Origin of the sequence: Paenibacillus sp. WLX2291 (genome assembly GCF_046603665.1) — a bacterium.
GTDB lineage: Bacteria > Bacillota > Bacilli > Paenibacillales > Paenibacillaceae > Saccharibacillus.
Map to the genome: position 1 here is coordinate 5,008,516 of NZ_CP176755.1, position 26,808 is coordinate 5,035,323.

Genomic DNA, 26,808 nt, shown 5'->3' on the forward strand with positions numbered 1-26,808 from the left:
AGAGACTGTCGCTATAGAGAGGGGTATTCTGTTGAACGATGACGATATTGTAGACCTGTACTGGAATCGGCATGAATCGGCGATTGAAGAATCGTCGCGCCAGTATGGACGATATTGCTATTCTATTTCTTATAATATTTTGCATGATAACGGCGAAGCTGAGGAGTGTGTGAACGATACGTGGCTACGCACATGGAACGCGATTCCGCCACAGCGACCAAGCAAGCTATCCTTTTTCGTCGGACGTATCGTACGCAACCTGTCCTTGGATAAATACAAAGCCAAAAAAGCCAAAAAACGAGGTGGAGAAATGCTGCCTTTGCTGGAAGAACTGATCCAGTGCATACCGGCAAACAACGATGTGGAACAGGCGATTCTGGATCAGGATCTCGCCCGTACGATCAATCAGTTTATGCACACCTTGCCAGAACGCGAATGCAATCTATTTCTCGCCCGCTACTGGTACAGCATGCCACTGTCGGAGATCGCTGACAAATTCGGCGTGAAGGAAAATAATATCAAAGCCAGCCTGTTCCGCAGTCGTGGCAAATTGAAACAATATCTAATTCAGGAGGGAATTCATCTATGAGCATTCATACCACACCGGATGAACGGCTGTTTCAGGCAATTGGACAAGTCGACGATGTGCTGCTAGAGCGATTAGAAGCGCAAATGCAGGCGCCGAGTCGCAGCATGACTACGAAGTCCACATCTTGGTATCGCAAGCGCTGGGGCGGCATTGCTGCTGGGCTAGTTGCGACTGCCGCTGCCTGCATCCTTATTTTCAATAGCATAGGTGAGCAGTTACCTTCTATGTATACTGCATCGGGCACTGTGATCGATAGTTATACTAGTGCAACGATGCCTCCATCATCCAGCGTATCGCCAAGTGTGGCATCTCCGCAGAACGGCATTGTCACGTTGGACAATGATCTCAACAAAGCGCTGAATGAGCATGCCGGGCAGCAGGTAACTTATTTTGTCGCGATTGATCTGTATAGCAATGGCTCTCCGCTAGCGGTGAATCGTACAGAAGCTCGCGACGAGGTGGAACGTTTGCAGCAAGCTGATTACAAAGTCGGCTATGCGCAATCGTGGACATATCAGGGCGATATGCAGAAAGTATATCAAACGTACATCGCTGGTTATTTCACCGCCGAGCAGTTACAGCAGTTTACCGCCAACCCGGATTACGGATACTCTCTGCACTTTGTATTCAATGGCGACGGCTCCCCTGTTTCGCCGAATAGCGGCATTTTCACCCAGCCGGATGATTCCGCTTTACAGCAGCCCGTTAAATAATCCAAAAAACTTTTACAAATAAAATAACCGATGACCACGATTGTCGTCTTTTAGGATAGAACGACCTTACAACATCGAATAACGATCACAATTTCAAACCCAACTTCGAGGAGGAACTACCTATGAACACCAACCACCAAGGCAACCAAACAAACAAAAGCAAAAAAATCGCTGGCGCAATCCTGACCGCTTCTCTGCTGTCCGTCTCTATTGGTAGCACATCATTCGCCGCCGCATTCGCTGATCTCAAAGACACACCAGATCACCAGAAAATCACTTCCCTTAATTCGCAAAAGATCATTAACGGTGTAAGCGACACAAGCTTCGCACCAGCCGCATCACTAACTCAAGCACAAGCACTGCAAATGATCGTCAAAGCATTCAAGCTGAACACATTGCCTCAATCCGACGCACTGGAAAGCTTTGCCCAGCTATTCCCGAAAGTTAAGGAAGATGCCTGGTACTCCACTTCGTTCGGTTACGCACACCAAGCTGGTCTGGATATCCCAAAATCGGTTGATCCTAATGCCAAAATCACCCGTGAACAGTATATCGACTATGTGATGACCGCCATGCAGGTTGTCGGCAAAATGCCAGCGACTGACGTTGTTGCTCAAGATATCAAAGACAAGGACAAACTGGACGCCAACTACCTTGATTCTGTACAGCTGGCACTCGTCTTCAAAATCATCAGTCTGGATAGCAACGGCAATTTCAATCCGAAGCAGGACATAAACCGCGCCGATGCAGCCGTGAGCATGTACAATGCCCTCGATTATTTGAAAAAGAACAAAACCAGCGGTGAAACTACCATCGACGTACTGCCCGGCGAGAAACCGACTACCAATAATGGAAACAACGCCTCCAGCAGCTATGCCGCACCAGCTAATGGCAAATTTTTCCTGACCGAAGGCGTGCAAAAAGCAGTCGAAGAGCATACAGCCGATCAAGACGCCCAATACTTCGTAGCCATCAATCTATTTTCCAAAGGCACACCGCTGAAAAGCGACAGTGCTCAAGCCAAAGCCGAACTCAAACGTCTGAAAGCACTTGGCTACAATGTCGATTACAATACAGCATGGACGTATGAAGGCAATCTACAAAAAGTGAATTACACCTATCTGGCGGGCTACCTGACAGCTGCTCAACTGAAACAATTCAAAGCGGATACCAACTATGGCTATAGTTTTGACTTTGCCAACAATGGCGACGGTTCTGCTGTCAATGCCAAAAACGGCGCTATTAACGGCTCCACTAATGGTGCTACAGGCGACGGCATCACTTCCACCGGTATTGCTGCTGGCAGTTACGCTCCAGCTGATAATGGCAAAACCCTGCTCATGTACGATATTGAGCAAGCAATCAAGGAACATGCCAGCGAAAAAAATGCCAAATACTTCGTAGCAATCGACCTGTTCAAAAGCGGATCCCCGATCGAGCCGAACAGCACTGAAGCTCAAGCTGAACTGCAACGCCTGAAATCACTCGGTTATGATGTAGCCAATGCCAAAGCATGGACGTATCAAGGTCAATTGGAGAAGGTCGACTATGCCTACCTGTCGGGTTACTTCACCGCCGATCAACTGAAAAGCTTCCAAACTAGCCCCTCGTACGGCTACAGCATCCATTTTGCAGCCAACGGTGACGGCTCTGGCGCACCTGCCAAAGACGGCGCAATTAACAGCTTCAACAATACAAGTGGCATCGCCTTTTAATACAACTCACGGAAACCGCTCTGACAACCACTCTCGTTTGCATCTTCATAGAGCCAGTCTGTTTGTAGAGTAAATTCTTATTGTACACTCCACCTTCGACATAACATCCTGCTCATCCCCTGTCGCACTGCCCGCTTCATGGGATGAGCCTCAACAACGATGGAACGATAACGAATATATACTCACAACAAAAACGCCCCCTTCTATAGATTGTATAGAAGGGGGCGTTTGCTATGATCATTTATGAATGATCGGCATACGCGCTAAGTTCATGCACATTAACTGAGCAGATCAGCCAATGGATCGCGTTTTGGTGTGGTATTGTTGTTGCTCAGCGATGGTGTATTAGCTTCTGCTTTTTCCAGACCAAGGCGGCGGGTCATCTGATCGTTGATCGTGGACAGCTTCGCCGTGTAATCCTGACAGCTGACGATGATCTCGCGGTTGGAGCGCTCGGACGTATCCAGCGCAGTCATCAGATCGGAGATCGCCTGATTGACCGATTCCAGCGACATCGTTGGCTTTTTGAGCAGCTCGGCAGAGCGTTCGCTGTTCGTTTTCAGCATCTCAGCGTTACGTTTGAACTGATCCTCAATTGTCTGGTTGACACTCTCGACCGCATTAGCAACACGGGTCTGATCTTCAATCGCCAATGCGATCATGGCGGAGATTTTGATCAGATTGGCGGCTTTGTATACGGAATCGTTAACCGAATCAATCAGTTTATCATTCGTATCGTTGACGATATCCGTTGCAGCAATCGCCTGATTGAACAACATAATATTTTCGGTCATCGATTGGATACGAGTAACGACCTTACGCAGTCCGCGCTCCAGATACACTTTGCGAGTTTCGTTTTCCGGCTTTTGAATTTCGGCTTCGAACAGCGTTTTCAGCTCGCCGCCCATTGCGATTTTATATTGCAAATTGTAGATTTCCTGCAAGGAATTGCGCTTGAGTGTACGCATGCTAATCATATTTTCTTCCAGCGTATCTTTACCGTCGCGCAGACCCTGTACGATCGCATCGACGTTTTTGCTAACAGATTGATATTTGTAGACGTAATTTTTGAGTGGGGATTTGCGTAATAGCTTGCCGAACAGACTGACATTTTTGCTCTGCTGGAGCGCTTCGCATTCATCGCGCAATGACAGGATCAGATCGGAGACATGCTTCGATTTGCCGGACATAAGATCATTGACCGGACGATCTAGCATTTGCAGAGTCTGGGTGGCACGCTCCTGCGTTTGCATGCCCAGCTTGCCCACTTCATCCATCAGCACATCCAGATTCATATTATCCGCTCTGGACACTTGCTGAATGATCGTGGACGCTTCACGGGTTACTTTCTCTTCATCTTCCTTTTTCAACGAAATCGGTGATGTTGCCATAGGTTCATCTCCTTTAAACCGTTAATGGTGACACTTGGATACAGCTTAGGTAACGCTTAGTAGTACAACTTGGTTGGGCTGCCATGATCGATAATGGATTACGAATACCGCTGGTGTAATATCTCGGCGCGCGATTGCAGCTCCAACAGGTCTTTATGTTCAATCGTTTTGACGATCTGGGTGACACGGTTATTCACATCTTTGATTCCGTCCAGTAGAATGCGGCGATTTTTCGTTTTGGCTTCCCCGCTCAGACGCAAAAATGGATTGATGACGCCGTTCAGATCCTTCATCACCAACCGTTTGATCGTGTGGTTAATATCATCATTGTTCAGGTCGGACAGTACCGGAATGACACGCTGTAACCGCAAAAATAGCGCACAGGCTTTTTCCACGATTTCGTTATCCAGATTGTTCTTCTGACCTTCGGAAATAATCATATCCTCTAATACGCTTAAATATTCTAGCACCGGCTGAAATATCGGCAACACTTCCGCACTCGGCTGACCGGTCAGCGCAGTATTAGAGCCAGAAGTTGACGCTGGCTGTGCAGACGCCGCGGAAGAGGACTGTGTCTGCCCTGCTGTACCAGGTGCTGTGGACGCAGAACCGCCGCGATCTGGCGAAAATGGAGCATGTCGCTGCTGCTCATGCTCTACAGCGCGCTGTCTTGCAGCTTGCTCGTATTGCTCCTGCAACGGATGGCGCTGCGGTGAGCCTTGATTCTGTATACGTTGTCGACCGGACGACTGTGGCTGCGAGAGCGGCGGTTGTCCCGGTGACGGCGGCAATTCAGCGGGACGATTTTGCGAGCGTGCCGCCCAGATTACGCCGTAAACAGAACCTGCGAGTGGAAACAGCATTGCGATAAATCCGGGCGTCCATATGCCTACCATGCAGCCGATCAGATAACCGACTCCACCGCCAAGCACTGTTTTGCCTATCAGTTTGGCTGTACTCATCTGTAAACACCTGCCTATATAAAATTCGTCATGTCTTATGCTACGTGCCTGCCTGTCCACCGGTTGCACCATGATAGTAATATAAGCCTTATGTCACAGATGACGTATACCATCAGGCTACAGCTGCTCAACCCGTATATATTGAGCCACTTCTGCATCAGCTTCACTATCCAGCTACTTGTGTATACAATGGTCACCCAACACACGAAGCGGCTTATTTCACTATTTTACTCATAATGAGCGGTTGCTCTACATAGGTGGTCAACAATCCGAATTCCGGCTGCGGCACATTCACCTCGTATCCAAGTGCTAGCTTCACCGCCAGATAAGGGAAATTGATACCAGTCAAACAGGACATATGCAAACCGCCGGACATGCGCGGATTGATTTCAAGCGCTTTGGGCGTATCACCCTGATAAATTAACTGTAGATTATAATTATAAGGAATCCGGTAATAGCTTGCTACTTTAGCTGCGATATCCAGCAGCTCCTGATTCTGTTCCAGCAGTCGTGAACGTCCGCCACCTTTGCGGCGCGGAATCGCTGCCAGCAGTTCTCCTTCTGGTGAAGCAAGACAATCGATGCTGTATTCCGGTCCTTCCAGCAATTCCATCACCATCAGCTCGGGAAATGTCTCCGCCGCTGACAATGTGCGATACACCTGATCAAACGCTACGTTCGCACTGACCGTACTGAACAATTCTTCCAATGGATCAAAGTCGTTGTTGATGATACGGAAGCCTACACCGCCCTCCATCCGCGTCGGTTTGAAGCAGACTTGCAATCCCAGTGCAGCGATGCGTTCATATGCTGCTTTGAATTGATCTGCCGTATGTACCACTTCATATTCCGGCACGATCATCAATTGCTGCTCCTCCGCCGAGCGGAAGAAGTTACCTTTATCCTCAATCTCGTCCAGCAGCTTCGCCTCGGTACAGCACACTAGCTTCACGCCAAGCTGTGCAAATTCCTCCGCAGCCGCCACAACATAACGCATCCCCCAGCGCGGTACGAACACTTCAATCTGATGACGACGGCAAAAGTCGAGGCAAAAGTCTGCATACTCTCGTCCGGTCAACACTGGTTCCACTTCTGTATAATCGCAGGACAGTAGCGACACATGCTCTGGATCGCGATGCGAGCCGTAAATCTCAAACTGCATTCCATCCTCATTGTTGCGAACCGCCTGAATATAATGATATCCCACCGCAAAGCTGCGGTTAAACCAGATTCGGATCTTTTTGTTATCTGTACTCATGCTTGGCAATCCCTTCCCTGTCCATAATATCCGCTACAAATTGCACAATCTCGTCCGCCGCCAGAATGCCCGACTGCTTGGTAAAGCCGAATGATACCTCGCCCAGCGTCCCATTCTGAAGGGCACGATACAGCTCGCCATGCGCTGGTGCAATACTGGAATCCGCAGCATCCAGCAGCCCACGATCCAATAGCGAATCGCCAGAAGCGATCACATGCGTCGCACCTGTCATTTCTCGTACTCGCTGCATCGCCCGATTTTTGCTAACTGCAAACGGCACCAGATACACCTTGCGCCCTTGAATCGACAGATCCCAGCCCAGTTGTGCCAGCTGCGGACGCAGTGCCATCACCTGCTCATACGGCATCTGTTCCCGATTGACCAGCACCGAGAAGAACGTATCCTCCCAATAGCTCTCCTTGATCACCCATTCCGGCTGTGCCACGCTGTGAAACAACGATATAACTTCCGCCGCAGGTGCCGCTTGCTGTCGCACATCGTCCATGATGTATTGATGCCATTCCTGATCAATCTTGCCGTTGATCAGAATATGACCGCCATTGCTCGTAATGGCATACGCGGGCACCACTACATCGCGGAAAATATGAATCCGATGATACAGCTCCAATACGCGCGTCGTCACTGGAACAAATGGAATCTGCGCCGCGATCTCCTTCAACTTATGGAGCGTTTGAATAGAAATATGCGACACGATGCGCTCGTCCACCATTTCGGCAACCATCATAATACGGGGATCAATCTTCATTCCGCGTGAGCGTTCAGAGTAAATAAGCGTCTGATCCAGATCGCTTGCATATAACAGCATTAGCAGTCACCTTCTCTCGGTTTGATAATGCCGCAACATGCGTACGTCATCTCCGGCTTCACTTCTACCGTTGCCCCGCGCTCACGCGCCAATAGCAAAATATGACGCAGATGTGGATTGTCCTCGCGGTTGATCAGAATTTTCCAAGGCACTCGGCGCAGCAGTACCCGTGTCGTCTCACCAACACCAGGCTTGATCAGATTGATATCGCGCAAGCCGTACTGCTCCTGAATACCTTGAATATCCTCCATGCCCTGCCAATCCGCTGGCTCCGGCTGCTTCAACAACTGCTCCGCCTGTGCCTGTGCTTGCAAAACCACATGTTCAAAATAGGCGCTAATCGTATCTACAAACACATTGGACAAATCCTGTTCCAGCCAGTGCTTATAATACTTCGATCCATGAAAATCATCTTCTCCAATCAGATCATCACGCAGCACCGTGCGACTCATCAATCCTGAAACAGTCGAATTCAGACAAGCACTCGGAATGAGGAAATCCGCCCGCGTTCCGTACGTATCCGAACAGCGTCCAGGGTCAGCGAGCACCGCCAGATCATCATTCAGCTGCACTCCGTATGTCTCAGCAAACTGACGACATGACTCAACCAGCACGCGGCGAATCGCCCCTTTGCCCGTCCAGCCATCGACAAACTGAATCTCCGTCTCTGTCCCATGCTGTTGCAGTATATATTTGAGCGCATTGGTGTCGATGCCTTTGCCGCGAATAATGGAAATACTATAATGCGGCACATCCAACTGATGCACCTGCTGCAAATACCGCTTGATCAAAATACCAACCGGTGTACCCGCACGCGCCAGCGATACTAGCACCAGCTTGCGTCCGCGCTTGCGCATAATCAGCTCACTCACCACGCCAGCCGCCAGCGCCACTTCCTCCGCCGATTGCTCCAGCGCCGCGCGATATAGCTGCACATATTCCTCTGTCGGCTGATACTCCTGCGGTAGCATTTCCGAATAATGCGTGCCTGTCTGAATCGCTTCTTCCCGTTCTTCCGTACCGCGTTCCAGATTCACATCACTCAGATCCTTCAGTAAAAAGACGACATCCGCCGGAGCATAGCTGCCCAGTCGCGCCGGAGCAGCTAACTTCGGCTCTGCCCAATCTGCCCAAGAAACATCCCTTGCTTCACCCGCAGCCAGATTACGCTCACTCATGGACATTCCCCTTTCCGTCCACTTGTTCCACCTGCGGACCGCAAACGACAACATGAATCTGCCGGAATCCGCGCGTGCGCAGTACATCCATTAATTCATCCAGATGCCCTGAACGCACATCCCGTTCTAAAAAGACAAACACATCGTCATATCCATGCCGCGGAATATTGTACACATAATTGCTCACACTGCGATCTTCCGCCGAATGGAACACATATCCCGAATGAATTGCATAATCCGGCGCTTCAGTCCGATATACCGGGCTGCGGGTCGTGGAATGATAACTTACACCTTCCCCCATCTCGGCACCGATTCGCATCGGTACATACATAAACTCCTCGGTACCGAGACAGAGCGTTCGTTCCCCGCTACGAATCTCTCGCAAACGACGACCTGCCGACGTAATACTATGATCCAGCCGCTCATTGTCCGCCGACGCCAAGCCAAAGCGCCCTGTATGCTTCACAAATGGCGACGCATGTACTTGCTCCAATCCATCCACTGAAGCATGGTCATGTAGCTGCTGGAACGTATGATCCAGATAGATCCATTCTACTGGCACCTGCTCGTCGATCTCTTCCAGCATAAAGGGCGGGTGAGTCAATGCCGCCTGTCCTTCCACCGCAATATTGCCTTTGATTAGCGATAACGGCACAATGTCAATATTCAGCTCCTGCTCCAGTTCGGCATAACGCTGCACATGCTCTGCGCTGCGCCAATCCAGCAACGAAGCGACATAATACGTTTGCCGTGGATACTGCTCATGAATGGCACGGATAATATTGAGCGTTGTTTTACCAGTCGTGATCTCATCATCTACCAGTACAATCGACTGCGTACCATCGATCATGCCCTCTTGCTGTGCATAACAGCGATGCGCCACCGCATGGGAATGCTCTTCTTCAAACTGGATCATCGGTGTCAGATCAGGAATATGATGCCGAGTCGTATGCACATACGTCGCCTCATTGCGAAATGGCGCATACATACTATGTCCAAGCGCTGTCGCCGTCTCCGCAAATCCGATAAACGATAGCGGCTGCTTCGCTTCCAGTTGTACATCCATCAACTGCTCATACGCTTCTTTTGCACCTTCTCCGGTTGTTAGCGCCCGCAATACGGACGGCAGCAGAGACTCTACCACGTCAGTAGTAGGATTGACTGTCTCGTCATCCTCAGAGTATTCAAGTTCAACATCCGTCTGAGAGGAACGTGTTCCATGGATATCGGGCGTTTGTTCATCACTCGCGGATTGCTTTGCATATTCTTTTGCCTGTGCTGCATGTAACTCCCGATACAGCAGCAGTGACAACGCCGCACCGCTCAACAGCGACACATACGGATCAACTGCGAGATGCTTGCCCAGCACCTTGCTAACAAATAAAAACGAACGCTTCGGATTAATCCGTGCCGCCATGCCAAACAGCGATTCCAGCGGCAATTGAAATGGATTCTGCTCTACTTCCACCGTAACCGTCAGCTGTTCCAGCACATTATACGTATACACGGCGTTCTTGTTCTGAGAGTAAAGAGATGAAATGTTGTTGTTCATGCAGCACCCCGTATATTTTTGATCTAGCCATTACTTTTTGCGCCCAGTTCAGATGGGGCTTGATTTCATTCATTTTGTTAGCATAGCCGCTTTTGAATACGCCCAGCTCGCCGTTGTTGCGCTCAATAATGCCGAGTGCATCGTCGTATTCCTCGCGCGTGACCGTATACATCGATTGTACCAAACGAATATGGGAAGGATGAATGATCGTTTTGCCAATCATGCCATTTTCCTTATCCATCATTACCTCGCGGATCAGACCGTCCACATGGCGATTAATATAGTCGTTGCGTAATCTGCGCCCGTCATCCCCGAGCGCCTCTTCAAATGGCGACTGCCGAATTTGCGGCTTCAATACGCGCTCCCCGCTGGCAAAATACTCCCATACCGGTCCCGAGATCACATACGGCGAATCCATCCGCCCAAAAATATTAATAATATCCGCAATACAATCCCGAATCGGCGCAATCTCATAAATGGTCACATCCGAATTGCGCCGCAGTCCGAACAGACTGGAGAAATCCGTCGCACCGATGCGCACATTCAGCACATATCGCTTGTACTGATCCAGCACACGCTTAATACCGAGCAATGCTCCCAACCGACTTTCGCGATAGATCACTTCGGCTGTTTCCAAAATAGGCAGCCCGTACAGCACCGGTGCATACTCCCCTGCCAGCTCATTGTATTCCGCAATCATTTCAAAATAAAGCTGTCCCTGCTCTGCCCCAAACTTCGGCAGCATAATACCTGTAATCAGCTCCATACATTGATCCATCCGCTGCAATACGCGCCGCAGTTGTTCCACACTGCGCACCCGGATAAATAGTAGCGGCAAACGTTCCTGTATCTCCTGATTGTGCTGCAATTCCGTCCGTAGCTGCTGCAATTGCAGATGCAGCGACATCTCCGCTGTCTCCACCTGCTGATCGCCAATCGCATCCTCCAGATCGAATACCCAAGTCGTCAACCCCATATGCTTGCCAGATAGTACATCTGCCGCAATCGTCTGCCGGGTCGCCGGGCAATACAGCGCCGCTCCGACCGCATACGATAGTAGCTCCTGATCCGAATCATTGCCATAATGTACAGGCAACGAATAAAACAATTCCTGCTCTTCAGCCGGCGATAAATAATTAAAATAACGCATAATACCCCTCCCGCTATAAACCAGCTCATATGAAGATCAGCAGTACGTAAAATATAAACGCTGAATTGTAAGATATTTTGCTGTAGCAAAAATCACTTTTGATTTGCACCTCGCGTTTGGAAATCGCAAACGCTGAATTGTAAGATATTTTGCTGTAGCAAAAATCACTTTTGATTTGTACCCCGCGTTTGGAAATCGCAAACGCTAGAAGTAAAACAAAGTCCCTCCTATTGCAGCACAGGAGGGACTCTCATCATCCGGCATATCGTATGCCGGTCAGATTAAAGCTTGCTTGTTCCATACCGTATAGCTTTCGTTGCAGACCAGATCGTCATTGCTACGCTTGCGAACCAAGCTGCCGAGTTCCATCGGCAGATCCATTCGCCGCAACATGTCCGTATTGTGCATATTGCGAGCAATGATTATTTTCGTCCTGCTTTCCAGCGCATATTCCAGTTGAAGGCAAGGTCCATTTCCTGATGACCGCTAAAATACTGTACAACCTTCTCAATACTGAATGTCTCTCCTACATTGCGGATCATCGCGACCGCACACATCGTACGGCGATTGTCCGGCTCATCCAGACGAACGATAATATCCGGTCCGCCCTGCTGATTAATCGTGACAACCCCATCCGCTTCCGTCCAGCGGCTAATCCCTTCATAAATAAAAGAGAAGACCAGCACTCGCTTGATATCGGAGATGCGGTTACCGTTGATGCGCATGTTCTCGCCATTGCTGCGTTCGCCAGTGCGATCATCCGCATCCAGCGACACATAAGGCGGCACATCAATGCGACCAAAGCTATTGCCCAGCGCCTGCACGACGCCTTTGCTACCATCCTGCAATTCATACAGACAGCCCAGATCAAGATCGGTGCCGCGACTGCTACCACCGCTGCTACCGCCAAATCCGAACAATCCGCCGCTTTTCTTCTGCTGCTGACGATTCCAGTTCAGGTTGATCAACAGCTCGCCTAGCGCAACACCCGGCTTTTTCTGCAAATTGATCACATCGCCCTTTTTCTTCAACTCAATCTTGGACAGATTGAGCGGCGCAAACGGTGTCGGTGATTGCTGCACAGGTGGAACCGACGCTGGTGTTGCCGGTGGCTGCTGCACAGGCGGAGATGACGGTGACGGAATCGGCGGTTGCCGCACAGGTGGTGCGGGCGGAACCGGCGGTGGTGATGGAATTGGCGCAGGAGTCGGTGTTGGCTGCTGTGAGCCAGACGGTTCCTCCACCTCGATCCCATAACTGCCACACAATTCCTTCAACCCGCCAAAGTACCCTGCTCCGACCGCAGCGAATTTCCAATCTGACTGATACCGATACAGCTCACCGATCACGATCGCCGTTTCATTGGAAAAGCCTGCTTCCAGATTGTAGCGGAACAATTCCGTCTGTCCCGCTTCATTTACCCCTCGTATGTACATTTGCTGCACACGGCTAAAATTATTCCCCGGCGCATCTGCATTATAGATCGTCAGCGTCAGCGCAATCTTATGTATATGCTGCGGAATACGCTGCAATTGAATTGTAAACTGGCGCTTGTCACTGCCATTTTCCTGATCAACATAACGAATAAAGGAATTGCCCGAATTCCCATAAAAGATCAGATCATCGTCGCCGTCCACCTTGCCGTTATCACGCAGCAAAAACGCCGATGTATCCAATTCCAATCCAGCGGGTGCTTGCCATCCCAGCAGTACACGGAACTGATCCATGCCGGGGTTGCCTTTGGTGATATCTGTTTTTTGCCCTCTGACGATATTGGTGCTCATTGCTCACCCTCCCGATGTACATGCTGACAATTTAGAACCTGTATGATACCGATACCTCAAGCAGATCATACAGCATGCCCTTGATGTTAAAATGACATACAGGAGCGTGCCCTGTATGTCATTGGTTTCATGCGTAAAGCTTCTATACAGATCTGCCGCAAGTGTATGCGGTAGATCATATTATTTACAATGTAGGTAGTCGTCTTAGCCTTGCAGACCGTAGTCGCGTACGAGACCAGACAGACCATCGCGATAGCCGTTACCGACTGCGCTAAATTTCCATTCGCCGGAGTGACGGTACAATTCGCCAACTACGACACCTGTTTCGATGGAGAAATCTTCGCCCAGATCAAAACGAATCAGTTCTTCGTTTGTCGCATCGTTAACGATACGTACATACGCGTTCGACACTTGACCAAAGTTCTGGTTGCGCGCATCTGCTTCATAGATTGTGATCGTAAACGCAACTTTTTCTACCGTTTGCGGTACGCTTGGCAGATCGATTTTGATCTGCTCATCATCGCCATCGCCGGCACCTGTACGGTTGTCACCGCTGTGTACAACAGAGCCATTTTCGTTTTGTGGATTATTAAAGAAGATAAAGTCTTTCTCACTGGCTACTTTACCTGCACCATTGGCGCAAAATACGGATACGTCGAGGTCAAAATCGCCACCGCCGTCATATTTGTTCGTATCCCAGCCCAAGCCGACTGTGATTTTCGCAAGTCCGGGGTTGGTTTTAGTCAGATCGATTTTTTGGCCTTTACTCAGGTTAATTGGCATAGTCAGTTCCCTCTTTCTTCGATTAAGTATAGGTTCTGCAAACTGTGGCATCTTCCTGCATGAATGAAGCAGAAATGGGTGCCTGTTTTGTTACACGTATTGGCGAGCGAGAATGTCTACATGCGCCGCTTGTTTCCCTTGACCAATCGCATTGAATTTCCAGTCGGAACCATTGCGATACAATTCGCCGGTGACAAGAGCCGTCATGCCTGCATAATTGTCAGTCAGGTTGTAACGTGCCAGTTCTTCGCCCGTTTGCTCATTGGCAACGCGGATATACGCGGAAGCGATCATACCGAAATCCTGACGACGCTGCTCCGCCTGATAGATATTTACCACAACTAGAATCTTATGAACATCCGCCGGTACTTTGGACAGATCAATGAAAATCTGCTCATCGTCGCCCGCGCCTTCGCCGGTCAAGTTATCACCGCTATGGCGCACCGAACCACATTCACTAGTCAGGTTGTAGAAACATACCAGATTGCCTTTCTTGAGCAGCTTGTCGTTGTCGCTGAGCAGCAGAGCAGATGCGTCACAATCGACATCAGCTCTAGCTTTTTTGAAGCCGAACAGACCACGCGATTGCGATTCGGCAGGGTCCCAGCCCAGACCGACCAGCAGACGGGTGAGGTCGCTTCTGCCCTTCGTCAGGTCAATCTTCTGTCCTTTTACGAGATTAATCGTCATAAATGATACGAGCCTCCTCTTAGGTATTGCTAGATAATACTGCGCAGGCTGCAATTCCGTTTCATTTTTTTGCAAAAAGGAAAGCAAAGACATCGTGATGCCGGAGAAAGGCTCTGGTAAGAAAGCCTGTTCATTTCCATTTTAGCAGAGATGAAGGGCAGAATGAAAATTTAGCTTTTCGCCCACTGCTCACGATGGTAGTTACAGGTAATATGTAGGAATAATGACAATCACATCTATGCTTATTGTCCCATACGTTAGCAAAAAACAAACCTCGTCCTTTTAGATATCTGCAAGGATCAACGCTGTGTAAACTTCGGTTCAAAAGGTATACAAAAAGCGCCCGAATGATTGGTTCAGGCGCCTGCTTGGCGATTATCGTTAGTGCGTATACATCTATATCAATCGACGAATTACAGTCTGTTACGAACGTTGTTACCCAGCATGCTTGTTACGCTTGGTTGATGAATGTTTGGAAACGTAAAGCGAAACCATATCTCCCATCAGCAACAGTACAAAAGCGACCATCGCCGTACCTGCTGACTCCTGCGCACTATTTTGCAATCCATACATCCAGAACAGATAAACAATAGCGGCAAGAATGATATTACCAATCAAACGTTTTTGCACAAACAAAGTGAAGGCTGTAAAAAGCCTATTCATGGTGGACCCTCCATAAGATGTAATATGCTCCCGGCATTGTTTTTACCCGATTCTGATCCTATATAAACAGGTATAATCGGACTATATTGGGACAATCGCCATTGTAGCCATCTATTCCCATCATCATGGCTAGTGGTACGGATACCGGAGACTCTCATTATTATGTATTTCCGCCCTTGTCACCAGTGCATAATTAACTAAATCTACTATTAAATCTTTGTCGAAATATATCAATTACTGCATAACAAAGCATTGTTTGCCCGGTTATTAGCTGCACATCAACGCAAGTAGCACCTGTCTATTGCTCAGGTGCAGTCCATGCAGCAGCACGCCTCCGATTTAGCAGCATTCGGAAACCGTTTCGGTTGCGCAATGATAGATACGATTCAGATGAACAAACACTCAAACAGACCTATGCAGCAGCATCGGCATAATACCAGCAGCAAGGCTGTGCGCTGCTGCAAACGACAGGACGACAATGTTACTCAAACCATATGCATAAACGAGAATGGTGCACAGTCAGGCTGGGGCGCGTAACCGGGCAGAGCTGTTTCCGCAGAATGACTCTTGTCCCCATTATGACAGATGTTTTCAAAAAACGAGTTTTTAAAGTTTTATAAACAATTGTTTAAATTAAGGATATGTAGACAAAAAGAAAAAGCCCGATCAATCGGATCTGGGCCTTACCGGGATACTGCTTATGATATTACTATGGTCTAGCTGTCTTGCTAATGATCAAACTATGTGGTGTTCTATGATATAAACAACATACTACTTATGATATACGTACTTATAGGTGTGGCTGCTGTCTTGCTACAAGGTGATGCTCACTCTTCTACCTGATTCCGACAAACGAGACTAACGCTAGCATTAATATCTTTCTCTATGTGTATTAATCCGCCGTCTTCCCCCGTCTGTTCACCGGTACAGGTTCACATTCAAGCTTAGGTGAAACGTTACGATCACTACGCAGGCAACAACGCAAGTCAGTCACCAGTAAAAGTAACTAACTTGTATCTCCTACACATCCTATTATTACAGGAGTTTACAAAAAACGGAGTTATTTTTTTTGTAATCATACCCTTTTTTTTGAATTAATGATCGTAAACTGGAATGAGATACATTTCATATAACAAGTTACCAAAAATAAAAATTATCGTTTTTGAGTAACATGTATAATAATAAAAATTATCATTTTTTGGCAAAGATGAGCACATTCGGGTGGCCTGGGTTTAGGCTTATACGTCTGTGCTCTAATTCGGTATCGAGATAAAGATTAGAATGGACTAGCCTAATTATTACGTATGGATCATGAAAATTTTTACAGCGAAAATGAAACGTAATCACTAACTGACTACGTAATAGATAAATAAGTCGTACAATGGATTGCACCGGTGCTGTATCAGATCCGTTCTATGCCTTACAGGAAGGGAATGATCCGCATGGATAGATTAATTACACTACGAACCGAACTGGAATCCGAAATCCAGCGTCAGGGCTATTCCCTGAGCAGCTTCAGCAAAGCGTCCGGGATCAACCGCGGAATCCTGAGCGCTACGCTGAACGGCAACCCACCCAAACCGATGTCCATCAATCAACTGGATGGCATGGTGAGAGCGCTTGGCAAGCCCGAAGGCTGGCTGTATGAGCTGTTCGTCGAAGAATGCTTCAACGAGTCCGGCAAAACCAATTGGCGACGCGTTCGCCCCCTGCTGCTGCGTTGTGTCGATCTGCATCAAGCAGATCTGATTCGCCGTACATTGGATTTGCTCATGGAGAATCCCGCACATGTTAGCCATGTGTTTGATATGGCGGAAGAACTCGTAGCAGAGGAACGTGGTGCGGATGCTGTGCCGCTGTATCAGTGTGTCATTGAGAACGAGCGCAACTATCAGTCGGAGCGCTTGGCTGTTAGCCAGTACCGCCTGTTTCGGGCTGCGCTGGGACATAATATCGAGGATAATTTGAAGGCTGCGCTGATCTTTGAATCGTTTCGCAATCGCCTGCCAGCGCATTTGAAGTTGGATGCGTTGTTGAAGTTGACGAATGTGTACTATACGGTACAAGATTGGAACGCAACCATTCATATTGCAGATGAACTATATACATTATGTACTGAATTGTATGAACATAAATTGAATATCCAAGCCAAAAAACAGTATTATAAAAGTCCCAAAAGCGAAAGACCGGCTCTACTATATTACGGTCAAAGTATACTTATGAAATTTGTGGCTCTGGAACATAGCGAGAAATACGAAGAAGCAAGACCTCTTTTGCAACAAGTAGCTAACCTGGACTGGTTTCAGGATGAACATCCAGAAAATCACAAGTACATTGATTTATTTAAGTTTTTCGCTCATTTTAATCATCTGAACTTGGAGCTTTTGACAGGTAATTCCTCTGTATTGAGAGAGTATGCAGAACTATTGGAACAACACCCCGAAGAAGCTTTACCTAGCCTGCTCATCATTCTAAAAGCGGCTAATAAGCATCAATACGATATTGACTACATTATTAACGATCACCAACACATTCTGTACCCCGACGATCTCATAGACTATATATTGAACCGCAATATGGATGCCTTCCACAAATATAGTGATACTTCTATCAGTATTAGCCGTTATGTAAGCATTTACTACGAACTTGCCATTTACTATTGCAACCGCAAAGTATACGACGAAAAACTAGAAAAAATTTTGCAATCGCTTGAACATACGGTTGCCAAATACAATCGTGCTCGAATCATGGATTGCATCAACCTGTTCAAAAAGTTAAAAGAATTGAAAAATTGAATCTGAGTAACGAATACCTTGGCGATCTATGCAATGTGAAAAGAGGGGCTGCGCTTGAAACCAAATCTAGCTGTACGACAGCAAGTACGGAATGAGATTGAAAAACAAGGATATTCATTGAGTCAATTGAGTCAAATATCCGGTATCAATCGTGGCGTACTTAGCGCCACATTGGGTGATAAGCCAACCAAAGCCATGTCTATAAATCAATTGGATCGAATGACTGAGGCGCTTTGCAAACCTCTAAACTGGTTGTATGAGTCATTTATTACAGAATGCTTGCAAGACAACAGCAAAATGAATTGGCGGCGTATTCGCTCCGTTCTTATTCGTTGTGCAGAAAACAACTATGAGCAGGGTCTTCATCAGATCCTGTCTCTTTTACCGACCGAGCCTTTGCACCTGGAACAATTGCTTCAGTTGGCTGAGTTTTTGCAAACAGACTATAAGCACTTTGTCATGCCGATTTACGATTTTATTATCAAGCATGAACGCAACAATCATTGCGAGCGATTGGCTATTGCAAAGTATCGAATCTTTGATAGTACTCCAGATGAGAGCGTTGAACAGAATGCCAGAGCTGCTTTTGCATTCAAACCGTACTGTTATCATTTACCGGAACATCTTATGTTGGATGCTCTATCAAAATTAGCTAGTATTTTTTATACAGTTCGAGATTGGGATAATTTATTATATTGTGGTAAACAGTCTCAAAAATTAAGCCATCTTATTTATGAGCGTCAATGCGCGCTAAAGCGCAAAAATCTACCTGTCCCTTCTCTGAAAGCTAAAAGGCCTCTTGTTGTGTACTACGGACAAAGCTATCTTACACAATTTGCAGTGATGGAATGGACTGGAAGATACAAAGAGGCAGAAGTTCTCTTAACAAAATTTTCGGACTTAAGTTGGTTTGAAGGATTAGATTCTAATTCCTATCATGAGGTCGAAAAACTAACAGTTTTTGCAAAATGCAATTTTTACAATTTAAAACTTTTACAAGGTGATGGAAGTATTTTGAAAGAGTACCAATGCTATTTAAAGAAAAATCCTGATGAGATTTTAGCTAGTATCGGAGTTATGCTAAAAGCATCCAATATTCACTTTTATAATATCGATCATATTTTAAAAGATTTTGAAAACGAAATTTTTTCTAAAGACATTGAAAATTGGATAACTCCCCAAAGTGGAAACATTCCTTCGCATGTTAGAATCCCTGTTTTAATTAATAGATACATTAGAATTTACTATCACTTAGCTATTTATTATTTAAATCGTCAAATACATGATCATAAGCTAGATAAAGTAATTATCGCATTAGAGAATTCTTTAAAAAATTACGATTCTCAACGAGCAATCGACTGTTTGCATTTACTCCAAAAAATCAATAAATTTAAAAATAAAGCTAATCTAGTAAAATCAGAGGATTGCTAGCCTACTGTATAGGTAAGGGTGGGGTACAGATGTTAAAAACTAAGACCACTGTTAGATACGAAATTGAAAAAGAAATGAAGAAGCAAGGCTATAATCTGAATAGCTTCAGTTTAGCTTCTGGTATAAATCGGGGAGTGTTAAGTGCTGTTCTACATGGGAATTCTCCTAAACCAATATCGATTACACAACTCGATATTGTATGCGGAACTCTAAATAAACCTATTGAATGGATATACGCATTATTTATAAAAGAATTATTTGAAGAAGAAAAACTTCATTGGAGACGTATAAAACCCTTAATCGAACAGTGCGTCATTTTAAAAAAAGTAGATTTTGTTAAAAAGATTTTATCAAAGATTCCTAGCACTCCTCTTTATATCAAAAAGATTTTCCATATTGCAGAATCTTTTCCGCAGGTTATGTATCAGTCATCTACTAAACTATTATACGAGTTCATCATCCTAAATCAGAATGATCATTCCGAAATACTGGCTATTAGCCAATATCGATTATATATGAATAGTGCAAATGAAAATTTAAAAGAATTTGCTGAGAATTCATTTAAATTCTCTCCCTTCCGATCTCATTTGCCAACTTCGCTCGCACTAGAGGCTCTATTGAGACTAGCTACACATGCCTACAATTTGGAAGATTGGTCACTCCTTAGAAAATATGGTCATGAGATGCATACCATTGCGCTATCATTATACAAAAATCAAAACAATAAAAATTTTTCAGCAAAGTATCTTGAAGGATACGAATTACAAAGACCCCTTGTTGTCTATTATGGTCAAAGCAATCTAATTAAGTTCATTTCATACGAATATGAGAAAAATTACAATGAGGCATTAAAGAGTATTGAAGCGTTTGAGGATTTAAGCTGGTTTAATGGATTAGATAAGCAAGGCTGGATAGAAGTTGAAAATTTTAAAAAATTCGCTATATTTAATCGGCATAATCTTCAGTTATTACAAGGAGATAATACTGGTATAGAAGAATATTTTGGGCTATTAGAATTCTATCAGGATGAGATATTACCTACATTGTTGATTGCTTTGAAAACAAGTAACATGCATAATTGGAACATCGATCAATATTTATCAAAGTATCACTACATTTTGTATCCTGATGATTTTGTTAATTACTTTGAAGTTATCAATGAGCACTATAGCTTACAGTCAACTCTTAATCGTTATGTAAATATCTATTACGAGCTAGCTGTATACTATTTTAACCAAAAGAAATTAAATAATGAACTTGATCACTGCCTATCTATTTTACAAAAACTTATAGATAAATTCAGCAAATCCAGAGCATTAGATTGCCTAGAACTTTTGAAAAAAATAAATTCGATTCCTAAAATGGAAACTTGATTTCCATTTTAGATTAAGCCGCCTATTGACCTTGATATGGCGGTTTTTCTAATATGTTACCTATTTTTGATACCTAATTTGCTATTTTTTCATTAAAAGTAATTGACCACAGTTCAAACTGCAATATATAATGTAATAAATTTGAAATCATGGGTTTACTGGGGCGCAACAAACGGGAAACTTTCGACATAAAGGGGTGTGTTCGGTTTATGATTACCAACACCACGACCATTAGACTTGAAATTGAACAAGGAATTCGGCAAAAAGGGCATTCATTAAGCAGCTTTGGTAAGCTTGCTGGGATCAACCGCGGGATCATTAGTGGTATTTTGAATGGTAATCCGCCAAAATCGATTTCGATCCGCCAGTTGGATTTGATGGCTGAAGCACTTGGTCATGACGAAGGCTGGATGTACGAGTATTATGTGGATGAGTGCTTTATCAACGAAAAGGCAGATTGGCGCCGGATCAAAGCATTTTTGATGAGATGTACCGAGATTGGTCGTTATGACTGTATTCAGGCTGTGCTGGATCGTTTGATGGAAGATTTATCGAATACAGTTTCTGTATTTGGGCTAGCTGAGGAATTGTATGAGGACGGAAAGGTAAAAGAGTCTATTCCTTTTTACGAGTGTGTCATCGAGAATGAAAAGCATCAGCATTCGGAGAGATTGGCGATTGCGCATTATCGTGTTTTTAGAGCTTCAATTGGCGAGAATACTGAACAGAGTTTGCGTGCAATCATAAGATTTGAACCGTTTAGAAATAGACTACCAGAAAATCTTATGCTTGATGCATTACTTCAATTGGGAAGTGTCTATTACAATTTCCAAGATTGGACTCTCATGAGTAGTTGTGCAGACGAATTACAATCTCTGATTAAAATGGTTTACTCTGTTGCAAAAGATCAATTAAAAAACAATGGAATCTTCCCTAACCTTAATACTGAACGCGAACTTGTAGTATATTATGGACAAGGATATCTTTTAAAAGCTACCGCCTTAGAGCATTTAGGCAGATATGAAGATGCCAAAAAGTACATTCTCAAGTATGCTAATTTAAGCGATTTTGAAGTTTTAAATGCATTAGGAGAAATAGAAGTTCAAAAGTTTAAGCTTTATGCTAAAGCAAATCTAAACAATTTAGAATTACTGATGGGAAATACTGATAAATTAAATGAGTATGTAAAATTCATTCAAGATAATCCCAAAGAAACTTTTCCAAGTATGTTGATAATTGTAAAATCTGCTAATATGCATAATTTTAATATAGATGAAATTATACACCAATTTAGTGACATTATTTATCAACGAATTACTTTTGATAAAATTGCTCCTCCTGTAGTTACAAGTAGTAGATTGATGACATTATATTATCAATTGGCCATCTACCATATTAATAATCAAAAATATGACAATGGAATAAAGGATCTTTTGAGGGCTTTAATGCTTGCAGTTAGAATTGTAAATAAAAATAGAATACTAGATTGTATTTCTATGTTTGAACAAATCAAGTGTTTTGCCAAAATTGATCAAATTTCGCTATACGAAACTATTTTAAAGGAGGTAAATCAAAATGAAAAAAGCTATAATTTTTCTAACTTTAACAATTCTAATCAGTAGTGCTTCACTTTCTACAATTAATTCTCCTATATCTTCTGCTAAGATAAAAACTTTAGAAAATGGTGTTGGAAACTAAGAAGAAGCCTTCCTGAGACAAATCAGGAAGGCTTCTTTTCTATTTTATTCTTGATAATCCTCATAATTTCCAAGCGACACTTTCAACTCTCCATCCCCCAAACTCCAAATCTGTCCCGCGATCCGATTAATAAAATACCGATCATGCGATACAGCCAGAATTGTTCCTGGGAATTCTTCCAGTGCTTCTTCCAATGCTTCTCTTGACGAAATGTCCAGATGATTCGTCGGTTCATCCAAAATCAGCAGGTTCGGGCGCTGGTGCATCAGGATTGCCAATCGCAATCGGCTCCATTCTCCACCGGATAGACCAGATACTTTTTGGAACACATCTGGACCGTAAAATAGGAATTTGGCGAGTTGTCCGCGGGCGGCCCCTTCTTCCATGCGAGCGTGTAGTTTGAACCATTCCAGTACAGTTTCGCCAGCGTTCGGTGGAGCGGCTTCTTGTGCTAGGTAACCGGTGTCAGTGCGGGAACCTAAGCTTAGGGTGCCTGCGTCGGGTTCTTCCTGACCGAGGATCATACGTAGCAGCGTCGTTTTGCCCGCTCCATTGCCGCCGATGATAACAGCGTGTTCGCCATAACGTAATAGGGCGGATGACTCTTGCAACAGCGCTTTGTCACCATAGCTTTTCCATATTTGATCCAGCACCAGCACGCGTTCGCCGGAGCGTCCCTGTTGTCTCCATTCCAGATCGATCTGGGCGCGTTCCATCACCGGGCGTTTGACTTTTTCCATACGGTCGAGCGCTTTTTGCATGGAAGCGGCGCGGCGGTGAAAACCGGGATTGGGCGGGTTGGAGCGGTTGCCCCAGTCGATCAGACGTTTGATCGATTCTTTGATGCGTTTGATTTCTTTTTGCTGATCTTGGTAATTCTCGTATTGGTTGATGAGACGGCGTTGTTTTTCCTCGCGATATGCTGAGTAGTTCATCGGATACGATGTGGCTTCGCCGTCTTCTAATTCGATGATCTCCTGTACGACTTTATCTAGAAAATAGCGGTCATGCGAGATGACGACAACGGTCGTGTTCGATCCGCTGATGAACTGTTCTAGCCAGACCACGGCATCCATATCCAGATGATTGGTCGGCTCGTCGAGCAGCAGAATATCCGGGTTGGTCAGCAGCAGCGCCGCAAGCGCTACACGCGTCTTCTCCCCACCGGATAGAATATCTACTGTCTCGTCGTAGCGGGACTGCGGAATGCGTAGTCCGGCAGCAATCGCATCGATGCGGGCTGACATCTCATACCCACCCTGATCTTCAAAACGATCCAATGCTTCGCCGTATTCACGCAACGTCTTGTCCATTTGCTCTGGCGATTGATTCGTATCGCTCATACGAATCGTCAGCTCCTCCATGTGCTGCTGTAATTGCAACAGATGGTGAAAGCTGGCACGCAAGACGTCCATAACGGTAGTGCTAGGTGCGTAATCCGGCACCTGTGCCAAGTAACCGACGCTGGCGCCTTTTTGAATATGCAATTCGCCCTGATATGGGCGTTCTTGACCGGATAGTAGGCGGAACAGGGTCGTTTTGCCCGCTCCGTTTAGACCTATGAGACCGATTTTGCGACCGCTGTGGATTTCAAGGGTGACGCTGGACAGCACCTGCTGGGCGCCGTAATATTGTTGAACCTGCTGACAGGCAATCATAATAGACATATTGTTCATTCTCCTCGTGTGAGGCAGCCGGGCTTGTACTGTTTGTTTAGAATTAGCGTTTGGGTATGCGTAATCTCTATATGAACAGTTGGTTATTTCCCATGTAGCTTGTACCATGACCTTGGTGTCTGCTAGATGGTTTGGAGTATCTCATAGTTGGACTTCGGTGTGTATTGCATAAGCAAATATAGCGACATGGGAAATAATAACAAGAACGGCTGCGCTAGTATATGGGAAGACGAATGGATACTGCGGTTAGCTGTAATCCGCTTGTCTTCTGGTGTGAATGGGGCTGAGTATGATCGAGGAAATGCGCTTCTGCCTGTCAGCTCGGAATGAGAGTCATTCCGATTCAATTGCTTGTGACTCTTGTGAGTTGCGATTGATCTGCATCGGTTTGTAATTGGATCTGTCCATGTTTATCTATATAGACCCATGGGCAACCCTATTTATCCGTAAACATAGCAGATGATACTATCTCACAATCAGAGCACAACAAAAAAGCCGCAGGGGAAATGTCCCTGCGGCTGTCATGGGTGGAGTTGCGGCAGAATACGAAGCGGATAGATATCCGTACGCTACATTCTGCACATACAAGTATGCCGACGATGTAAGGCATATTCGTATAAGTACAATTCCGAAGACAACTGTTCATTCGCGATACGGAGTGCAGAGGATCGCTGATATACGTTGTCACGCAGACAACAATATCGTTACGCTAATCCAATTCGTATGACGGTGATACATAATGAGTATATCCATTCATTACATCTTAATCACTGTCATAACGTGTACACTGCTGAAAACCCGACCGAGGCTGAAGGCAGGAGCGGCATTTCGCCATTTGGGAAGTATTCATTTTTGGACAGACTTCTCCCGTCTTCGTAAAATGTGCCTGCAATATTATATACGCCAACAACTCGGTGTTCCAGCGCAATATACAATGGGAAATTCAACATCCTGCCTCACCTCCTTTGGTATAACATCGTCTACAATGACCCGTCATTCCTTCCCGGGAACAGCGGATTGCGTGCGATGTCGTGATTACATCTTTTGTACCACAGCCGGGAACCATCTGGCAAGTTGTTTTTGCCCGATACTACTTCGCAGCAGCAGTCTGAGCATTGCCCAGCCTAGCATTGCACCTGTAAAATTGAAAATAATATCGTTCACATCGACCGTGCGATATGTGAAGCCAAGCAGCAGGTCGATCATCCCTTGCAGCGTCTCGATAACCAGTCCGATGCCAACGGCAAACAGCAGCATACGGCGGGTCGTCATAGAGATCAGCAGCGGCAACAACAGACCGTATGGAATGGTCATGAGCACATTAAGATAGTTCGATTTGTCGACCAGAATGGAATCGTAAAATTGTGAATGAAACGGGATCAGATTCAGTCGCACCATACCTTTGTCGCCTCCAGTGATACGCATCAGCTCCAGCAATTGCGAATCGACGGGAAATGGGAAAAAGGTGTATTTGATAACATTCAGCAGGTAGATGCCGAACAAGCCAGTCAGCAGTAATTCCGTCAGTGATTTATGATACATCCGGCGTAAAATCAGCAATACGATCAGCAGTAGCACAATGCCGATCAACCAGATCGTTGAATCGAATAGTAGCATGGCGTCTCTCCTGTTCTGTCGGGATGTGGATATGGAGTAGGTAATGCGGTTATCGTAACAGGATACGAACGATACAGCTTCTTATTGTACAGGTTTTGCCGATCACTATGCAAAATGCCGCTGTATAAAGCTTCGTTATTGTCTATGCTGACACGAGTGCCGTTCATACCTACAATACCGTCTCATGACATCCAACCAATAGAAACACCTTGTTACATGAATATATTACGGATTGATCCATACTCTTCGTACTTTTCAGGTATATCGTTTAGAGGTATATCATTGGGATGAGTATAGACAGCTGAATATCAAAATAAGAAGAGACGAATACGGAGGATATCTACATGCCTAAGGAAGAAGAACACATCAATACGAATGCAACCGAACATGTACTACAGAGTACGGAGCATCAGCGTGAAACGGCAAGCTCCAATGTGAAGGATTCACAGCAGATTGCCCTCCCTCCTGCTCTATTACAGCTATTAAACGGGCAGCGCTTGGAGGATCATCAGCATCTGGCTATGCTGCTGCTGACGGTTGGTGAGAATGGATTTCCGTATCAGGCGATGGTCAGTGTGGGCGAAGTGCTGGCAGTGGATGAACAGCATGTGCGAATTGCGCTATGGACAGGGACGAATACGACGGGCAATTTGCAGCGAGATGGCAAAGCGCTATTGTCGTTTGTGTATGCAGACGCCGGTTGGACGTTACGGTTGCGTATGAAGGAGCTGCCTGAGCTGGCAGACAGTATGTATCCGCGTGCGCGGTTCGAAGGCACGATAGAGCATATCAAGCAGGATATCGCGCAGTATGCCGATCTGCTGACTGGCGTCACTTTCCGGCTGCATGAGCCGGAGCAGGGCTTGGAACGTTGGAACGTCACACTGGATGAACTGCGGCGTTGATTCGCCGCTATATGCATTGTCACGCTGTTCTTTCACATTTGGTATGGTGCAGTATTGGT

22 protein-coding genes are annotated in these 26,808 nt (G+C 45.7%); 8 read left to right on the forward strand and 14 right to left on the reverse strand.

Annotated features, from left to right (window positions below; translation table 11 throughout):
- The first annotated feature begins 31 nt into the window (after positions 1–31).
- The 3 genes from ACDE64_RS21410 to ACDE64_RS21420 all read left to right on the forward strand — a co-directional run bounded on the left by ACDE64_RS21410 (position 32) and on the right by ACDE64_RS21420 (position 3,017).
- Positions 32–589, forward strand: coding sequence for an RNA polymerase sigma factor (locus tag ACDE64_RS21410; protein WP_411348219.1), 558 nt, complete (start codon positions 32–34; stop codon positions 587–589).
- Positions 586–1,302: a hypothetical protein gene (locus ACDE64_RS21415; protein ID WP_411348220.1), complete on the forward strand. Its 717-nt coding sequence runs from the start codon at positions 586–588 to the stop codon at positions 1,300–1,302. Before ACDE64_RS21410 ends, ACDE64_RS21415 begins: the two co-directional genes overlap by 4 nt.
- Before the next feature lie 122 nt (positions 1,303–1,424).
- The gene (locus tag ACDE64_RS21420; RefSeq protein WP_411348221.1) at positions 1,425–3,017 is read left to right on the forward strand and encodes an S-layer homology domain-containing protein; all 1,593 of its coding nucleotides are present in this window, start codon (positions 1,425–1,427) and stop codon (positions 3,015–3,017) included.
- Between the two features lie 278 nt (positions 3,018–3,295).
- On the opposite strand, the gene ACDE64_RS21425 is transcribed toward ACDE64_RS21420, so the two are convergent.
- The 11 genes from ACDE64_RS21425 to ACDE64_RS21475 all read right to left on the reverse strand — a co-directional run bounded on the left by ACDE64_RS21425 (position 3,296) and on the right by ACDE64_RS21475 (position 15,254).
- A complete protein-coding gene (locus ACDE64_RS21425; RefSeq protein WP_411348222.1) occupies positions 3,296–4,408 on the reverse strand; it encodes a toxic anion resistance protein in 1,113 nt (370 codons plus the stop codon).
- Positions 4,409–4,506: 98 nt separating this feature from the next.
- Complete coding sequence (locus ACDE64_RS21430; protein WP_411348223.1) at positions 4,507–5,370, reverse strand: hypothetical protein; 864 nt, start codon at positions 5,368–5,370, stop codon at positions 4,507–4,509.
- 214 nt (positions 5,371–5,584) lie between these two features.
- Positions 5,585–6,628: an ATP-grasp domain-containing protein gene (locus ACDE64_RS21435; RefSeq protein WP_411348224.1), complete on the reverse strand. Its 1,044-nt coding sequence runs from the start codon at positions 6,626–6,628 to the stop codon at positions 5,585–5,587.
- Positions 6,615–7,454 (reverse strand): HAD family hydrolase, encoded by an 840-nt coding sequence (locus ACDE64_RS21440; RefSeq protein WP_411348225.1) that lies wholly within the window; start codon positions 7,452–7,454, stop codon positions 6,615–6,617. Before ACDE64_RS21440 ends, ACDE64_RS21435 begins: the two co-directional genes overlap by 14 nt.
- A complete protein-coding gene (locus tag ACDE64_RS21445) occupies positions 7,454–8,638 on the reverse strand; it encodes a cysteine protease StiP family protein (RefSeq protein WP_411348226.1) in 1,185 nt (394 codons plus the stop codon). The genes ACDE64_RS21440 and ACDE64_RS21445 overlap by 1 nt, the downstream gene beginning before the upstream one ends.
- A complete protein-coding gene (locus tag ACDE64_RS21450; RefSeq protein ID WP_411350365.1) occupies positions 8,625–10,049 on the reverse strand; it encodes a phosphoribosyltransferase family protein in 1,425 nt (474 codons plus the stop codon). Before ACDE64_RS21450 ends, ACDE64_RS21445 begins: the two co-directional genes overlap by 14 nt.
- A 76-nt stretch (positions 10,050–10,125) precedes the next feature.
- Positions 10,126–11,334, reverse strand: a complete 1,209-nt coding sequence (locus ACDE64_RS21455; protein ID WP_411348227.1) for an HpcH/HpaI aldolase/citrate lyase family protein — start codon at positions 11,332–11,334, stop codon at positions 10,126–10,128.
- Positions 11,335–11,756: 422 nt separating this feature from the next.
- A complete protein-coding gene (locus tag ACDE64_RS21460) occupies positions 11,757–13,118 on the reverse strand; it encodes a TerD family protein (RefSeq protein ID WP_411348228.1) in 1,362 nt (453 codons plus the stop codon).
- Between the two features lie 204 nt (positions 13,119–13,322).
- Positions 13,323–13,901 (reverse strand): TerD family protein, encoded by a 579-nt coding sequence (locus tag ACDE64_RS21465; protein WP_411344099.1) that lies wholly within the window; start codon positions 13,899–13,901, stop codon positions 13,323–13,325.
- A 90-nt stretch (positions 13,902–13,991) separates the two neighbouring features.
- On the reverse strand, positions 13,992–14,591 hold the full coding sequence (locus ACDE64_RS21470; RefSeq protein ID WP_411344100.1) for a TerD family protein: 600 nt from the start codon (positions 14,589–14,591) through the stop codon (positions 13,992–13,994).
- 435 nt (positions 14,592–15,026) lie between these two features.
- Positions 15,027–15,254: a hypothetical protein gene (locus ACDE64_RS21475; RefSeq protein ID WP_411344101.1), complete on the reverse strand. Its 228-nt coding sequence runs from the start codon at positions 15,252–15,254 to the stop codon at positions 15,027–15,029.
- 1,442 nt (positions 15,255–16,696) lie between these two features.
- On the opposite strand from ACDE64_RS21475, the gene ACDE64_RS21480 reads away from it, so the two are divergent.
- From ACDE64_RS21480 to ACDE64_RS21495, 4 genes are all read left to right on the forward strand, one after another.
- The gene (locus ACDE64_RS21480) at positions 16,697–18,049 is read left to right on the forward strand and encodes a DNA-binding protein (protein ID WP_411348229.1); all 1,353 of its coding nucleotides are present in this window, start codon (positions 16,697–16,699) and stop codon (positions 18,047–18,049) included.
- Between the two features lie 54 nt (positions 18,050–18,103).
- Complete coding sequence (locus tag ACDE64_RS21485; RefSeq protein WP_411348230.1) at positions 18,104–19,480, forward strand: hypothetical protein; 1,377 nt, start codon at positions 18,104–18,106, stop codon at positions 19,478–19,480.
- Positions 19,481–19,509: 29 nt separating this feature from the next.
- A complete protein-coding gene (locus ACDE64_RS21490; protein WP_411348231.1) occupies positions 19,510–20,853 on the forward strand; it encodes a hypothetical protein in 1,344 nt (447 codons plus the stop codon).
- Positions 20,854–21,062: 209 nt separating this feature from the next.
- The gene (locus ACDE64_RS21495; protein ID WP_411348232.1) at positions 21,063–22,475 is read left to right on the forward strand and encodes a DNA-binding protein; all 1,413 of its coding nucleotides are present in this window, start codon (positions 21,063–21,065) and stop codon (positions 22,473–22,475) included.
- 120 nt (positions 22,476–22,595) lie between these two features.
- Here the strand turns inward: ACDE64_RS21495 and abc-f are convergent, their stop codons facing one another.
- The 3 genes from abc-f to ACDE64_RS21510 form a co-directional block, all read right to left on the reverse strand.
- On the reverse strand, positions 22,596–24,218 hold the full coding sequence (abc-f, locus tag ACDE64_RS21500) for a ribosomal protection-like ABC-F family protein (protein ID WP_411348233.1): 1,623 nt from the start codon (positions 24,216–24,218) through the stop codon (positions 22,596–22,598).
- Between the two features lie 782 nt (positions 24,219–25,000).
- Positions 25,001–25,177 carry a hypothetical protein gene (locus ACDE64_RS21505; protein WP_411344108.1) on the reverse strand — a complete coding sequence of 59 codons (177 nt, stop codon included), beginning with the start codon at positions 25,175–25,177 and terminating at the stop codon, positions 25,001–25,003.
- Positions 25,178–25,262: 85 nt separating this feature from the next.
- Positions 25,263–25,844 carry a VanZ family protein gene (locus ACDE64_RS21510; protein WP_411348234.1) on the reverse strand — a complete coding sequence of 194 codons (582 nt, stop codon included), beginning with the start codon at positions 25,842–25,844 and terminating at the stop codon, positions 25,263–25,265.
- 344 nt (positions 25,845–26,188) lie between these two features.
- Between ACDE64_RS21510 and ACDE64_RS21515 the strand changes: the two genes are divergently transcribed.
- Positions 26,189–26,749: a pyridoxamine 5'-phosphate oxidase family protein gene (locus tag ACDE64_RS21515; protein WP_411348235.1), complete on the forward strand. Its 561-nt coding sequence runs from the start codon at positions 26,189–26,191 to the stop codon at positions 26,747–26,749.
- Positions 26,750–26,808 lie beyond the last annotated feature (59 nt).